We start from the raw sequence: 14,915 nt of genomic DNA, 5'->3' as shown, positions 1-14,915 counted from the left end.
GACGAGATCCGTCGGGCGACCGTCGCGCTCCGATATGGCCATCGGCTTGCGGTACTCGAAGCGGCGGCGATCGAAGCAGGAGCACTTTGCATGAAACGTATCCTGATCGCCGATGATCATGAGGCTGTCCGTTCAGGTATCCGAGCGGTGCTTGGGCAACGTGCCGATTGGGAGGTCGTGGCGGAGGTGAGCGACGGCAGAAAGGCAGTTGCCGCCGCGATCGAGAGCAGGCCGCATGTCGCCATTCTGGATTTCTCCATGCCGCGCATGACCGGAGTTGAGGTGACCCGGCGGATCAGGGAGTGCTCGCTCCCCACCGAGGTCCTGATCTTTACCGTTCACAGCTCTAGCTTGCTGGCGCAGCAGGCCTATCAGGCCGGCGCGCGGGCCTTCTTGTCGAAGTCGGAGGCGAACAAGCTGCTGCTTGCGGCTGTCGATTCACTCCTGGTTCACAAGTCGTTCGGCGTTGGAAGCGGGGTTGACCATATGGATTGCGCACCGCTCGATGAGGCGAGGCTGACGCCCCGCGAGCAACTGGTCGTCAAGCTCGTTGCCGACGGATACAGCAACAAGGGCATCAGTGCCATCTTGAACCTCAGTGTGAAGACCACAGAAGCTCACCGGGCCGCCGCGATGCGGAAGCTCGATGTGAACTCGACAGCCGGTCTGGTCCGATACGCGGTTAGAGCCAAACTGGTCGACGAGTGATGGAGCATTCCGGCGATCGGGACATCCGCGACCCGATCTCAGGGTTTTGTGGGATAACTTTCCGGAAGAGGGTCGATACAGTCAGCCGACTTGGCTGCCAGTCATCTCCGTTGATTGCCCGATAGGTTCTGGGTCGACATACGGGAGCGCCGTCGTGAAGCGCATCGTCATTGCCGATGATCATGAGGTTGTACGGTCGGGGCTGCGCGCGATCGTCCAAATGCGCTCCGATTGGGTCGTCGGCGGCGAGGCTTGCGACGGCGAGCAGGCCCTGGCTTTGGCGATCGAAACGCGTGCGGACATCCTGATCGCCGATTACTCGATGCCGTTCATGAATGGACTCGAAGTGAGTCGTCGCCTCAGCGCTATGCACACGCGAACCGAGGTGTTGATCCTGACGATGCATGACAGCGAGGAACTGTTGACGGAGGCCATTCTGGCCGGCGTTCGCGGCTTCCTGTTCAAGTCTGATGCCCGAGAGCACCTGATATCCGCGATAGACGCCCTGCTTGATCGCAGGCCGTACTTCACTGGCGTGTTGCTGGAAAAGCTTCTGCGGGACTTCCAGCTCAACAAGCAGAACAAGTCGGGCGTACTGCTCACCTCGCGGGAACAGAGCGTGGTCCAGCTCATTGCGGAGGGGCATACGAACAAATCGATCAGCGCCATCTTGAAATTGAGTGTGAAAACCATCGAGACCCATCGTGCCGCGGCGATGCGCAAGCTCGGGATGTCATCGACGGCGGAGCTTGTTCGCTATGCGATCCGGAAGAAACTGGTCGCGCCATGAGTGCGACGACAGCGACCGACCCTGCGCTCCGAGGCTAGTTTTCGTCATCTCGTCGAAGCACACGCGCATGCTGGCAGCGAATTCCGAGGATCCGGACCGGGCGGCCGGCGCAGACGCATTTAAGGTCCCCCAGCCGGACAGGTTTCCGCGATCCGGTTGAGTTCGCCATCATTGCGGGACTAGAGTGCCCTTGCGGGGAAAATAAAACAATGATGGCACGGCGCTATGCGGTCCGAAAGTCTTGCCCTGGCTGTGGCAGGCCAATGAAGGGTTTGCCGGACGAAGCAGCGGAGGGACGGCTGCGCTACGTCTGCGCCAAATGCGACGACGACCCGCTGCGTGATCCTGCAGCGCGCAAGTGGGCGGACGGCCCGCTGCGTCCTCCGGAGAAATGAGCGCTCTCGCCAGCTATTCCGATCGGTTAGAGCAGGCTCCAGAGGGGCGTGCGCCGACCTGCTCGACGCGTAGACTGAGCGCATGGCGTATCATGGAGAACTCCGACCAAGGAGATCATCCGGGAGACGCACGGCCAGATGCATTTTGCGGCGCGCGCTTACCGGTTTTTCGCGGGCTTCGCGGACAAGATCTTTGGCGATACGCTACCGCTGGATCAGCGCGATTTTTCAGAAACATCCTATTTCGTAGACGACTAAAACAGCTCGGCGCCGAGCGAGCATGATGGCAACTCGCTGCCATAATTTCCTAGGATGGCCGTTCGACGAAGGCGACGGCCTTGTTGCTATAGGTCCATGTCGCGCCGTCGCGTTTGCTGATCCCGAGAAAGGCGGTCGACGTACCGGCATATTTCATGGCCTGATTGCCGCCGTCGATGCCATAGGCCCATGGGTCGAGGCACAGAAACTCGGTGACCTTGTTGTCGGCCCCCGTAGTGCGGTGGCCGACGATGCCGACATAATGGGCGCCGCCGAGGGACGCCCGTACCGGCATCTTGTTTTCGAGATTCTTGATTGTCCAATCCACCGCTTTGCTGGGATCCCTTCCCACGCTCACTTGGTCGCGCGCCGTCGGTTCGGCCATTTTCCAGCCCATATAGCGGACGAACACGATCTTGAGGATCGAACCGCACCAATATTCATTGTTCACCGCTTTGAGGAAGCCGCCATTGTTCTGGTTCCATGGCAGCTTGCTCTTCTTGTAATTTTCCATCGACTCGTCCGTCGAGGTCGTCGACAGCGTGGGATGGGTGTGCAGCGGCTCATCCACCAGCATTTCATAGACACGATGGCGGTTGTCCAATTCGTCGCTCGGGTCTTGGTTGCTGTAGAACTTGCGATAGGTGGGCACATTGGCCGCCGTACTGACGGCGTGGAAATAATGCCAGATCAGATCGGTTTTCCACGAGGGGTCGCGTGTATGGGTGTCGGACATGGAGACGTTCCATATGAGGTATTCGGCTGTTGCGGTTTCGCGGCCTTTTCTCACTTGCGGTCAGACCCAGCCGCGCTGAAAGGTTAGTCCCCGCTCGATTGATGACGGTTCAATTTCGTAGGCGGAACCTCACGCGGTGCCAGCGCAGTTTTTGGCGATGCGGCAAGCCCGGTTCTGGCTTTCAACCGCAGCGCAGGCGTCCGACATTGCGGTCCAAGCCGACATTGTCGCAGATAGCGCAGGCTCTTAAACAGGCGTTCGGAATTCAACGAAGTGCCGGCGCTGACCGCAGCCTCAACGTGCTGAAGGGATGCCGAGAACGAGTGCTCTCACCATGCGTTGAAGTTGGTGACGAGTTGCTTGTCCAAGGACAAGCTTTCCATGCCACTGGAAAGAAAAATATCACTTCGGCTATGGTGTCCACTCCCGGGCATGTTTCGTTTGTGGTGCAAGAAGTGACCGAGATTTCTAGTCCAGGTGCCTTGCGCGCAGATCTTGAAGATCCTTTTTCAACGCCACCAGATCCAGCCCGCGAGGAAAAGTGAGGCGTCCAGAGCGGATCACGAGCCGGACGTACGGATAGCGTTCCTCCGCAAGCATCGGATCACTGATCTTGTACTTGTGCCAATCTTCAACGATGTGTGCCTGTTGCTCGACGTTGTATGAGTCCCAGGAATCGCCCGGCGTGTACTCGTAGCCGGCACCGACTGTCTGCGCCCAGAAGGAGCGCGCCATCGTCCAGTTTGAATCGTTGAACGCCTGCCACACGTGGGTCATTTCGTGCACGAAGAGGTCGCAGATGCGACCGAAGTCGTCGCACAAGAGGCCGAAGGTGGGGTTAGGCGATGCCATGTTACTGAACGCGACATTGCCAAGATTGATGGCATACCGCATGCTTGGCACCATGGGATTGCTTCCCCTAAAGAACGGCCCATCGTTCGTCCACGGTCTTCCGCCTGCTCCCAGGCCATTGGTAATCGCAATTGTCTCCCACGGCGGCAGCGTCGGGCCAAAGACGTTGCGCGCGAAATTCCGCTCGCTGACGTCCAGCACGCGCGCGAAGTCCGGTCGGCTTCCTTCACATGCCGGCGGGGTCGGAGCCGCTGGGGTGGGCGCAACCGGTGGAGTGGGCGCAATCGGCGGGGGAGGCGGCGTACCTGGCGGCAGATAGATGAATCCCCCTCGCCACCCACCTTTCCCGCCGGTCGTACCGGAAGAGAACGCAAAATTCTGGCGGTCGGGCGACATCGTGCGGCACCCTACATACTCGGCCAGGTACCAGTTCACCTGTCGTGTGGCTTGTTGGAAATCGCGCTGTTTGACGAGCTTGATGCCCGGAAAGTTGAACTCGATGAGGTCCCAGGGGTCGATGCCGATCCGCTTGGCGAGGGATATCCAAGTCTCGCCCGCCGTCACGGCATGCCGGATTCCTGCTGGCGGTACATAGCTTTCGACGACAGGCTTCAAGGGCCTTTCCTGGTTCGGCAATGCAAAGCCTCCCCTGCTGATTCCTGCGGAACTACGCGTTCTCGCAACCAATATCTATTGGTCGCCACTACCTCGAGTCGGTTCGATGGTTCCATTCATTCGATGCGCGAACTGGCAGTGGCAAATCGAGGAGCTTCATTCGTAGCATGAAGGCGTAGACAAGGAGCAATGTCGAACGAACAATATCCGCTTTAGCGCCGGCCCTTCGAGCTCGAACCGAGCAGATCATGCGTTCCGCTGATGCTCACGGTTCCCGAGCACTCGAAACCGCCGAAAATTCCGCAGGAGCCGGTGACCGTGACACGCAAATCCTTGCGCTGGTACATGTCGACCGAAATGCCCAGGCGCGAAAAGTCGTTCGCGCTGTTCGGCAGAATCAGGTCGATATGCTCTGCCGCCCATTGCGGTATATGCTTGTTGCTCTTCCAGAACAGTTCATTGCCGGCGTGATGCAAAAAGTTTGGGCCCACCGTCAGTGCACCGCCTACACCCTCGAACGCGAAGCCCGTCTCGTCGATGTGAACGTTTACCCGATCGGGTGCCACCGCGAAATGTAGCGAGGTGATGTCTTGTGGCTGCGGGTCCTTGCCGAATTGCGAGCTGTAGGCGTCGCCCCACTGTCCGCGATCGCGTCCAAGCCCGAAACCGTGCCGCCCCGGAAGATCGCGCGTTGAGAGTGGCCTGTCGGAGAGCTTTGGACGCCAGATCTCCCGAAATCCCTTGCCGATTGTGGCGGCCATCGACAGGTCAAGAGCCCAGTGCGATGGCTTCTCGGCACTTTGGCCTTCGGCGAAGGCGTCGAATCCTTCCGGCGTCTTGGCGATACGCAGCGTCTTGGTCAGATCTCGCCAGTGCTTCGGCAGGAAGGTGACGCCATCGAGTGTGTTCGTCGCAGCCGCGACACCATACTTCTCGAGTTGGTGTCGGATGTAGGGCTTTTCGTCGTAGAGCCGCACATCCGGGTTGGGCCCCGCAAAATACTTTGTCAAATCGATCTGCGGCCGAAACATGGTCAGCCGTGCCGCGATCTTCCGGTAAGTGTCGGTCGTCGTCGGATCGGTCGTCGTCATGGGGCGCCTTCCGCGGCAATCTCAGATTAGTCTCGCCCGAACGGGTTCGGGTTCAATGCCGTTGCATTCGATGAAGCTGGCGCCCGGCCCAGGTCATGCGAAGTCATGTCGCGCCAGCGCAGTGTTTGAACCTGCCGATCGGAAACGGCGACCACCATCCGTGGGGTAGTGTGAACAGTGAGGACGATCAATGTCACTGCGGAGCAGGGTATTAGACGTACTCAATGGCCCGGCGGTCGCACGCATGCGCTTCCGGTTTCCGATCCGCGGCAGCCACGTGACGATTGCGCCGCAAACGTTTCATCACGTTGCCCGGGCGATCCGGTTGGGGCAGGTCACAGTCGCGGTTCCGACCGATCTCGCAGCGGGTGTTGCTGCGCAATATAACGATGTCGCGCGAACCCGAGCCGACGGCACAGCGGTTGCGGCTAATACGCTTGAGGTCGTGTCGGCGACCGGCCGGCTGGACGCGGCCTATATCGTCCACGAGAGCCTGCACGCGGCATACGATCTGTTGCGTACCGGCCTTGATGCCAATGCGGAAGAGGCGTCTGCCTATGTCTGCACGGCGCTCTATTGCCGCATGACTGGCCTGCCCCGCCCTCGCTGGGCCAACGGGCCGATCTACGCCAATGCCGCAGAAGTCGCCCGAACACTGCTGTCCCAGTATCAGAAGGGCGATCCCGGGATTCCCTGGGTCGGGGAGCATGAATGGAAGATGCTGCGCGCAGGTGTTGGCTTTGATCCGGTCTATACCAGCGGCCCCGGCGGTATTCTCACGGGATGGCTCCTCGGCCAGCAATATACCCACGACGGCTAGAGTGCCGGGGACCGCATCCGTTTCAGGAAACGGCAGGAGCTTCCAACTCCTGCCGTTCATCGCCAACGGAGCCGTGCACTTGAGCGCGTCACGCGACCAGCAGGCCCAGCTTGCCGACCATCGCAAGCGAGCGTTGAACGCTTTCTCGCATTGACAGCAGTAACGGCTCGGCTGGTTGCCCGGCTCCATCCTTCTGGCCTATCCGGATGGTAGGGCCGAATTTTTCTGTCATTTCGGCCGTGATCTGGTCGATGGTCCGCGCACCGTCGAGCAATTGCAGGAAATCCCTGGTCCGGTCGTCCTCCAACTGCACTGTTTGGTGGAGGAGGTTGGTGACCAGCGGACCTGTTTGCGCTTGTCTTCGCGCGAGCAGGCTCGCCTGCGGATGCTCCGTAGCTTCCTTCAACAAAAAGGGACGCGACAGCAGGAACGAAACCTCGCCGCTGCAAGCCAGGATGAACATCGCCTCAGTCAACACCTTTTGGTCATCATATGCCTGCCGGTTGCCCAGCAGCGCGCGGGCGCCATCGAGCAGCTCGTCGAATGATAATGCCCGCGGCCAAGCTCGGCCGAGATATAGATACGCGGCCTTCAAGAGCGGATTGATTAGCGTGATCCTGCTGCCGTCCTGGTTCTCGAATTCCATCGCGGAATCGTCTGTCACGCAGGAGTCGGAATGGACCGGGTTGGTCGTGCTCAGCAAATGGAACCGGGTAACGAAATCGAGGTCGATCTGGCGAGATAGCGAAATGCTGTCGTGGCAGAGTAAGGTGCGCCGAAAGCCGTTGCCGTCGATGAAGTCCTGATATTGATCGCGCGCCATGAACTCGCTTTCCGGGAAGCGCTGCAGCGCTGCGCGAACCTCCTCGGAATAGCCGGCAAGATAGCGTCGTGAAAAATCAGCGTCGCCCAGGTATTGCAGGCCATGGCGGCTTGCGTCTTCGGCGACCTCATGCAGCAGGAAGGCCTCGGCGCCATCATCGAGATCGTCGTGAAATAAAAGCTCGTCGGGCGACTTGAGGACGCGGTTGTACTGGTCGCGCATAACCGCGCCGTGCACCGAGTCGGCCTTGGAGCCGTCGCTCAGGAACTTCAGGATCGCGCGGGCCTGCCCTACCTTCTCCTCCATGCCGGTGAGGCGGCGGGTGTGATACCGCATCATGTCGCGGACCATGTCGCGAAGATGCGAGAATGGGTGCGCGTTGTAGCTGACGTAGCAGACCCCGCGCGGAGCCAGGTTCTGCTTGAAGACCATCATCATCTTCTCGCGCACTGCCGGTGGCACCCAGGAATAAACGCCGTGCGCGATGATGTAGTCGAACCGTCCGAAGCTTGCATCGACATTCATGATGTCGCAGTGGAGAAGCTTGATGTTCTCCAGGCCCAATGTAGCGACATTTTGCTGGCCGCGCTCGATCGTCACGCCGCTCAGGTCGACACCGACGAATTCGCTGTCCGGGTATTGAAAGGCCATCGGCAACAGGTTGCCGCCGACGCCGCAGCCAAGCTCCAGCACCCGGCAACGCTCGACCGGCGCCGGCTGCATGCCGTAAACGGCGGCCATGGTAGCAAGATGGTTGGGATGAGTAAGCCCATAAACATGGCCCGGGTAGTAGACCTCGTCGTATGGCGTTGGACCGATGTTCGGGTGACGATGCTCGGCTTGAATGTTCATCGTGCTCAATTCCACGAATATGCGAACTTGTCGTTCTCGATCGAGACGCGTGCTTCCTTCACCTCTTCCTTGGCGAGCGACTTGCTGAGGAATTCGCGCGACAGCTCGGGGAGCAGGGTGTTGGTGATGATGTTGTCAATCATTCGCCCACCGGAGTCCGGGTCGTTGCAACGCGACACAATGTGCTCGACGACCGCGTCGTCATAACCGAAGGTCGCGTTATGATTGTCGCGAAGGCGCCGTCCGATGCGGTCGAGTTGCAAACGCACGATCCCGGACAGCATCTCGTCCGACAGCGGGAAGTACGGTATCGAGACGATGCGTCCGAGCAGCGCCGCTGGGAACACCTTCAGCAACTCCGGCCTTAACATCCTGGCGAGCTCTTCCGGCTCGTCGCGATACTTTGGATCGCGTGATAGGCCCATGATCAGATCGGTGCCGACGTTTGTGGTAAGGATGATCAAAGTGTTCTTGAAGTCGATCCGCCGCCCATTGCCGTCCTCCATGGTTCCTTTGTCGAATACCTGAAAGAAGATTTCATGGACGTCGGGATGAGCTTTCTCCACCTCGTCGAGCAGAATGACGCTATAGGGCTTGCGCCGGACGGCCTCGGTGAGGCGCCCACCTTCGCCATAGCCGACATAGCCGGGAGGTGCGCCTTTCAAGGTCGAGACGGTGTGCGCTTCCTGGAACTCTGACATGTTGATCGTAATCATGTTTTGCTCGCCGCCATAAAGAGTCTCGGCAAGCGCCAGGGCGGTTTCGGTCTTGCCCACACCGGACGGGCCAGCCAGCATGAACACGCCGATCGGTTTCGACGGGTTGTCCAGCTTGGCGCGGCTGGTCTCAATTCGCTTGGCGATCATCGTCAGCCCATGGGACTGGCCGACGACGCGGCGGTTGAGGATCTCCGGTAGCTTCAGCACGGTTTCGATCTCGTCGCGCATCATCCGGCCGACCGGGATGCCGGTCCAATCAGAGACAACGGACGCCACCGACTGCTGATCTACATGGGCATAGACCATCCGCTTTTCCGGATTGATGGTCTCAAGTGTGTCGAACTTGCCGCGCAGCTCCGCGCGCCTAACAGTCGGATCTTCGCCTTCTTTGGGCCCGGACAGGATTTCACGAATGCTGCGGATGTCCTTGAAGAGCTCCTGCTCGACCGCCCAATCGGCATCGAGGTTCGTCAGCTTGTCTTTCAGTGCGGCGATGTCGTTGGCGATCGCGACAATGCGCTCGTTGTCATCTACCCCAAGGTCGCTGTCGCTGACGAGTGCTGATCTCTCAGCTTCACGAGCGGCAATCGCAACGCGTGCATCCTCGATCAGGGCCGGCGTCGCGCTCTGGCTGATGGCCACGCGTGCCGAGGCGGTGTCAAGCAGGCTGACCGCCTTGTCCGGCAACTGCCGCGAAGGAATGTAGCGGTGGGACAGGTTGACCGCTGCGACGATCGCAGCATCCGAAATGCGAACACCGTGGTGCTTTTCCATCGGACCGAGAAGTCCGCGCAGCATGATGCAGCAGGTCTCCACATCAGGTTCGTCGATCTGGATTGGCTGGAAGCGCCGGGTGAGCGCGGGATCCTTCTCGATGTACTGGCGATATTCCGCCCATGTAGTGGCGGCGATTGTGCGCAGCGTGCCACGAGCGAGGGGAGGTTTCAGGAGATTGGCCGCATCGCCGGTGCCGGCCGCGCCGCCGGCGCCGATCAGTGTGTGGGCCTCATCGATGAACATGATGATGGGGGTAGGTGAGCTCTGGACCTCGTCAATCACCGACCGCAAACGCTGCTCGAACTCGCCCTTCATGGAGGCGCCGGCTTGCATCAGGCCGATGTCGAGTGCGCAGAGCCTTACATTGCGTAGCGGTGGCGGCACGTCGCCCGCGGCAATGCGCTGCGCGAAGCCTTCGACAACTGCGGTCTTGCCGACGCCAGCCTCGCCGGTGAGAATTGGATTGTTCTGCCGCCGACGCATCAACACGTCGATCAGTTGGCGGATTTCTTCGTCCCGGCCAAGGATCGGATCCATTTCGCCCGATTTGGCCTTGGCGGTGAGGTCCTGGGAGAACCGGTCGAGCGGCGTCGTGCCCTTCGGACCCGCTTGGGCCGCGCCTTCCGTGCCGGCGCCAACCAGGCCCGAACCGTCCATCGGCCGCATGGTCTCCTCGTCGGAGCCGGTCCAGACAGCGCGGCGTTCCGCCGCCAGTGCGTCGACGTTGACCTTGGCAAATTCCCGCGAGAGGTTGTTCAGCGCGCGACGAATATCGTTCGATTTCAGGCCTGCAACGAGCAGATGACCGGTGCGGATCTGGGTCTCGCCAAAGAAGAGCGTGGCATAGTGCCAGCCGCGATCGAGCAGATCGATGACCGAATTCGCGACGCCCGGCATGTCGGTCTCGTTCTTAGAAAAGCCGCTGATCACGCCGGCAAGGTCTGACAATAAGCGCGCGCGGTCGAGCTTGTAGTGATCGACCGAGAGGCTGAGATCGTTGCGCTCCTGCTGCAGAATATGAAACAGCCAGTGCGCAAGCTCGACGTTGCGATTGCCGGCGCTCTTTGCGTGGCGCAGGGCCTGTATGAAGGCATCATAGCCGGCCCGGTTCAGCTTGCCCGTTACAGCTTCAATGCTGATGTCGGTCACGGCGGCTCCTCCTGCTCAATTCCTCCGCGGATGCTTGCCATCACGCGGAAATTGCTTCAAATTCCATAGCATTAGGCGATCAGCGCGATGGATAGGTTCAAATCGCCGCGGCATTGGCTGCGGCGCTCCGGCGGGCTCTCAATCGCTCGCCGAGCTGAAAGCGGGCATCGCGGCGATATTCTTCCGTGGAGGCCCAGTTCGGTGAGACCCAGGAGGTCCATCCAAGTCGACCACTTTGTCCGAGCCTGACCGGTACAACCTCTCCCGCAGGAATGGCGAGCTCGACCTCCCATTCCAATTCGTCGCCGATATAGAAGAAAACGGCGTCGGCCAGTGGCTCCGACAGGCTGGGTGTTTCGGTCGGCAGGAATTGTTCGTACTGAGCAAATGTTCTGACAAAGACCCGAACTCTGATCTTGTCCTCGACGCTGAACACGCGCGAACCCAGAAGGGCGTCCTGACCGAGCCTCGCATGCGTTCCGCCGAGCCGGCTGCAGTGACTTGGGTCGAATGAGAGCCAGGTGCCGACGAATTCGTCGATCTCGACTTTGACCTCGAACAGTCCTTGCAGGAACCGAGTCAACCGTGATGCACACTTCGCCCTGGGCGCGACCAGTCCAGCGAAGCTGAGCTTCGCCATGTCAGGTACCGTATCGCGATCGGCGAAAACAGCGGAGCCCAAGCCGGCGAAGGAGCCGACATAGGCGATGAAGCGATCCTCCGCGGGGCGGTCATGCTGCGCGATCGGGCGCGCATCGGCCCAGGCACGAAAGAAGAGTTGCAGGAAGCGTCCGTTGAGGAGGTCAAGAAAGCGCGGGAAGGCGTCATCCCGCATCAGCCACCAGCTGAGACTTTCATCGGTGGTGGCAATGGGCAGGGCGCCCTGCGGGCCCAAAAGGCCGAGAAATTTGACGAGTATCCTGAGCCTGCCACTCTGGTCGTCCACTGCCGCGAGGTTCGAGGCGGGGAACTCCAGATAAGGCACTTGGCCGAGTTCGATATATTCGTCGCGGCGCGCGGCACTGTCACCGATCCGCGGTCGATCCGGGTTGACGCGCTCGAACTGGCGTAACGTATGGAAGAAATCGAAACGCCAGGGCTCGGCCTTCATCTGGTCGATCAGCGTCATAGCGGTCTCCGCGTGCCCATGCGCGGCGGCCATCGCATGATCTCGCCGCGCTCCGGCGTCGAGATGACCGTCTGGGTGAAGGTGTTGAAGCCGGAATAGTCGGCGAAAAAGCGTTCCAGCACCGCCCCGAGCAAAAATACGCCGCTGCCCTCAAATGCTTTCTCGTCGAGCGTGACGGTAATCTCCAGGCCCCGTGCTGCACCGCTGCCGGTGCGCTCGCGCACCCTCCGCACCACAGGACGGCTTTCTATGCTGCGTACGCCGCGAATCTTGCGCTCCGTGGCGTCGTCGAACTGGTCGGCGAACAAGGACAGCATCTCGCGCAGCGCTGCGGCGTTCTTGCCGCCACCGCGTTCGACGAGGCCAAGATAGTTGAGGCTGAGCATGTTGATCAGCCGCCAGCTGACAATCCCGCTGTTGGCGATTTCGCTGCGGCTGCGCAATTGGGCTACCACCGGCTCGCGCGGCGGCGTGGGACCGGCGACGCACATCAGATCAAGGGATGTGTCGTCCAGCAGGCGAAAATCGGCGCCGCCCTGGCCGACCGGCAAGTGCTCCGTGAGATGGCGATTGGAGCAGAGAGCCCGAACGCTCAGTTCGGCGACAGAGCCTTTGCCGCTCAATTCACCGGGCTCGAGCAGTGACAGGAACATGTCCGTCCCGGTGTAGTCGGAGGAAGAACCGTATGTCTTTTCTTCCACTGTGCGGCGCCGAGGTAAGCGGCGGACGGTAAAATAAAGCCCGTCGACCGACCCGCTGGTCCGGTCGACGGCGGCCGAATATAGCGGGCGCACGGGCCGCTTATCCTTCTCTGCCGGAAGGTGCGCGTAGACTTCGAGCACCTGGTGCGGTTCGTATTCCAGATAGCGGCTGCGATCTGGCACCACATGGTACTCGTGCGTATTCGACTTGACCGGAATGCGATCACTCGTCTTCTCGAACAGATTGATCGCCGGCGCGGTATAGAGCCTGAACGTCTCGGGGCGCACCGAGGCGGCCAACCGTGAATTATGTTCATCGAATGCGAAGACAATATCGATCGATTTGCTGCGCAGCCGTGACATCACGCTGCGAAGTCCGGTGAGGTTAATGCCGAGGAACTTGCGTGGAAACATGAAATATTCACGCAGCAGCTCCGAGCCACGAAAGATCCGGTTGTCGTTAGCAAACAGAGACTCGTTCTCGTCGAAGCCAATTTGCTGCACGCTGTCATGGGGGGCACGAGTCACCACCGGATCGCCGAAGTCGTCGAGATGCCGGAAGTAGACCCCCCTGCAATTCGAGATCAATTGCTCGTAAAGCGCGATGGCGTCGGATTCCGCACCGGACAGGTAGATCGGAAGCTCGCTCACGCGGCAGCCTGCGAACCAGGTTTCCGGCTTGGTCCGGGCCTCTGCGTCCGGCGGCTCCTCGTCGAGCCGGGCCGCACTACGATGGGTCAACGATAGCCTCAGCCCCGCGATGACATCACTGCCGACCGGGATACCAAGCGCCTGCAGAGCGCCCGCCGTCGAGAAATACTCGGCGCTTGTGACGTCAAATGGCCAGAGCACGATGTCGCGGCAAAGTCGAAACCGGCAGGAAAGACTTCGTTCTCTCTCGCGATAGGTCGCGTCGAAATAGGCGCCGCGCGCGATCTTCCTGCCGTCGCGCAGTGCCGGGTCGGCATAGGGTGGCCGTGCGGTGACCAGCATGGCCGAAGGTGTCGGCGCAAGATAGTTCGGTACCAGTTGCTCGAGCAGGTTTGCAGTGAATTCCGGGAACTCGTGCTTGAGCTTGAGCTGAACGCGGGCGGCAAGAAACGCAGCGCCTTCCAGCAGTCCCGTGATCATCGGGTCCGAGCGGTCCCGGATCAGGCCGCCGAGGCGCTCTGCGATACCTGGATATTCTTCGGCGAAATCTCCCGCCTGCTCGTACAGCAATGACAGTTCACGATTGTAGAAATCGAGGAATTCGCGATTCATGCTAAAGTCGATTGATCTGGATGTCGCCGCTGTCGAGGTCGACGTCGGCGACAAATTCCACGGGGACGTTGAGCGGCTCAGCTTTGAGGTCGGCGTGAACGATGAAGCGCAGCTTCAGCTGCTCAGGACCGACCGAGCCGTCGCGACGAACCCGGATCGTCTTGCGATCCAGTCTGGGCTCGTAGGTCGCTAGCGTCTCGCGCAACGCGTCGGTGAGTTCGTCGTCCGTAACCTCGTCGATCGAGCGGTGGGCGATATCGGGGAAGCCGTAGTTCAGGATCGATGTCCGGACGCAATCCCGGTCGCTCAGATCCAGGGTCGATTCCAGAGCAATGGTATTGAGAAGTGTTTCAAGGTCATGAGAGACCTCCCGCCGCAACAGCGTTTCCGAGATCGGAAAGCGGCCTGCGCTACGCCGCCCGGCAATGACCCGTTCACCGAATTCATCGCGCAAATTGAGCTTCTTGCGCGCATCGCGAGCTTCATGAGCCAAGCGAAAGGCCAGCATTAGCGGGGGAGAGAGACGATCCCTCTTTGGAGTAATGGTCATTTACCGTCCCCAAGACGCCAGGCTCGCTATGCCCTTTCGCGGAGCATCAGCTGGTCTCCATGATGATGTCGCCTCGGCAGGCGGTCGGGCTCGCGACCGCTCCCGCCGAGACGTCAACCGCAATCGCACCGTGCGGCGCCGGTTCGCGCTAATCGCAACCGGCGCCAAGCAGAAGCCGACAATCAGGCCCATTCCTTGTTGGCGGGAACGTCCCAGCCAAACACCGGCGCCGCTCCAGCGCCGCCTTTTTCCGTCTGGGTCTTGTACGTCATCTTGACCTTCGCGAAATTCAGACTCACGTTTTCGGTGAGGCGATCTTCGCCGTGCGATCCGCCCGTCGATACACTCGAGACCAGAATGTGCTTCATCTCGATCTTGAGATACTCCAGCGGATTTTCACCCGCCTTGCGGACCGTGAGAATCGCCGTATCAATGTGCTTGCCGTTCGCACAGACTTTGAAAAGCTCCGGCGTGGCCTTGTCGACGAAGTGCGTGAAGTGCAGATCCTGGATGCTGACCTTGCCGGCGCCGCCGCCCGAACCGCTGTGGAAAGTGCCTGACTGGCTCTCGCCGAAAGACCAGCTCAAAATATCGATTTCGTCCTTGTGCTTGTCGTCCAGCGACTCGCCCTTGATCGGGTCGAGTTTCAAGAAGATGTCGACAGCCATAGCATAGTCCTCTCAAATT

The 14,915-nt window shown here is 60.2% G+C and carries 12 protein-coding genes; 3 read left to right on the top strand and 9 right to left on the bottom strand.

The features are described 5' to 3' along the window. Window positions 1-90: 90 nt before the first annotated feature. Together ABIB06_RS02905 and ABIB06_RS02900 are read left to right on the top strand one after the other, a co-directional pair. Window positions 91-708, top strand: coding sequence for a response regulator (locus ABIB06_RS02905; protein ID WP_247340904.1), 618 nt, complete (start codon window positions 91-93; stop codon window positions 706-708). A gap of 154 nt (window positions 709-862) precedes the next feature. Further along, window positions 863-1,498, top strand: a complete 636-nt coding sequence (locus tag ABIB06_RS02900; RefSeq protein WP_354043950.1) for a response regulator transcription factor — start codon at window positions 863-865, stop codon at window positions 1,496-1,498. A 702-nt stretch (window positions 1,499-2,200) separates the two neighbouring features. Here ABIB06_RS02900 and ABIB06_RS02895 read toward each other — a convergent pair. The 3 genes from ABIB06_RS02895 to ABIB06_RS02885 form a co-directional block, all read right to left on the bottom strand. Next, window positions 2,201-2,941: a hypothetical protein gene (locus tag ABIB06_RS02895; RefSeq protein ID WP_354043947.1), complete on the bottom strand. Its 741-nt coding sequence runs from the start codon at window positions 2,939-2,941 to the stop codon at window positions 2,201-2,203. A 414-nt stretch (window positions 2,942-3,355) separates the two neighbouring features. After that, window positions 3,356-4,354, bottom strand: coding sequence for a hypothetical protein (locus ABIB06_RS02890; RefSeq protein ID WP_354043944.1), 999 nt, complete (start codon window positions 4,352-4,354; stop codon window positions 3,356-3,358). A gap of 212 nt (window positions 4,355-4,566) precedes the next feature. Then, complete coding sequence (locus ABIB06_RS02885; RefSeq protein WP_247340898.1) at window positions 4,567-5,445, bottom strand: hypothetical protein; 879 nt, start codon at window positions 5,443-5,445, stop codon at window positions 4,567-4,569. Window positions 5,446-5,689: 244 nt separating this feature from the next. Here ABIB06_RS02885 and ABIB06_RS02880 point away from each other — a divergent pair, with 244 nt between their 5' ends. Next, the gene (locus ABIB06_RS02880; protein WP_247340895.1) at window positions 5,690-6,265 is read left to right on the top strand and encodes a hypothetical protein; all 576 of its coding nucleotides are present in this window, start codon (window positions 5,690-5,692) and stop codon (window positions 6,263-6,265) included. Between the two features lie 88 nt (window positions 6,266-6,353). On the opposite strand, the gene ABIB06_RS02875 is transcribed toward ABIB06_RS02880, so the two are convergent. The 6 genes from ABIB06_RS02875 to ABIB06_RS02850 form a co-directional block, all read right to left on the bottom strand. Beyond that, window positions 6,354-7,940: a class I SAM-dependent methyltransferase gene (locus tag ABIB06_RS02875; protein WP_354043936.1), complete on the bottom strand. Its 1,587-nt coding sequence runs from the start codon at window positions 7,938-7,940 to the stop codon at window positions 6,354-6,356. Window positions 7,941-7,945: 5 nt separating this feature from the next. Next, on the bottom strand, window positions 7,946-10,585 hold the full coding sequence (gene tssH / locus ABIB06_RS02870; RefSeq protein WP_354043932.1) for a type VI secretion system ATPase TssH: 2,640 nt from the start codon (window positions 10,583-10,585) through the stop codon (window positions 7,946-7,948). 97 nt (window positions 10,586-10,682) lie between these two features. After that, entirely contained in the window at window positions 10,683-11,747 is a 1,065-nt protein-coding gene (gene tssG / locus ABIB06_RS02865) for a type VI secretion system baseplate subunit TssG (protein ID WP_354043930.1), read from the bottom strand. Further along, window positions 11,711-13,678, bottom strand: coding sequence for a type VI secretion system baseplate subunit TssF (gene tssF, locus ABIB06_RS02860; RefSeq protein ID WP_354043927.1), 1,968 nt, complete (start codon window positions 13,676-13,678; stop codon window positions 11,711-11,713). The genes tssG and tssF overlap by 37 nt, the downstream gene beginning before the upstream one ends. A 1-nt stretch (window position 13,679) precedes the next feature. Then, complete coding sequence (tssE, locus tag ABIB06_RS02855) at window positions 13,680-14,228, bottom strand: type VI secretion system baseplate subunit TssE (protein ID WP_247448075.1); 549 nt, start codon at window positions 14,226-14,228, stop codon at window positions 13,680-13,682. 182 nt (window positions 14,229-14,410) lie between these two features. Then, window positions 14,411-14,896: an Hcp family type VI secretion system effector gene (locus ABIB06_RS02850; RefSeq protein ID WP_247340886.1), complete on the bottom strand. Its 486-nt coding sequence runs from the start codon at window positions 14,894-14,896 to the stop codon at window positions 14,411-14,413. Window positions 14,897-14,915 lie beyond the last annotated feature (19 nt).

It is taken from the genome of Bradyrhizobium sp. LB8.2 (assembly GCF_040548035.1).
Taxonomy (GTDB): Bacteria; Pseudomonadota; Alphaproteobacteria; order Rhizobiales; family Xanthobacteraceae; genus Bradyrhizobium.
Note: the sequence above shows the minus strand (reverse complement) of the source record. Positions and strands in the feature narration are given on the sequence as shown.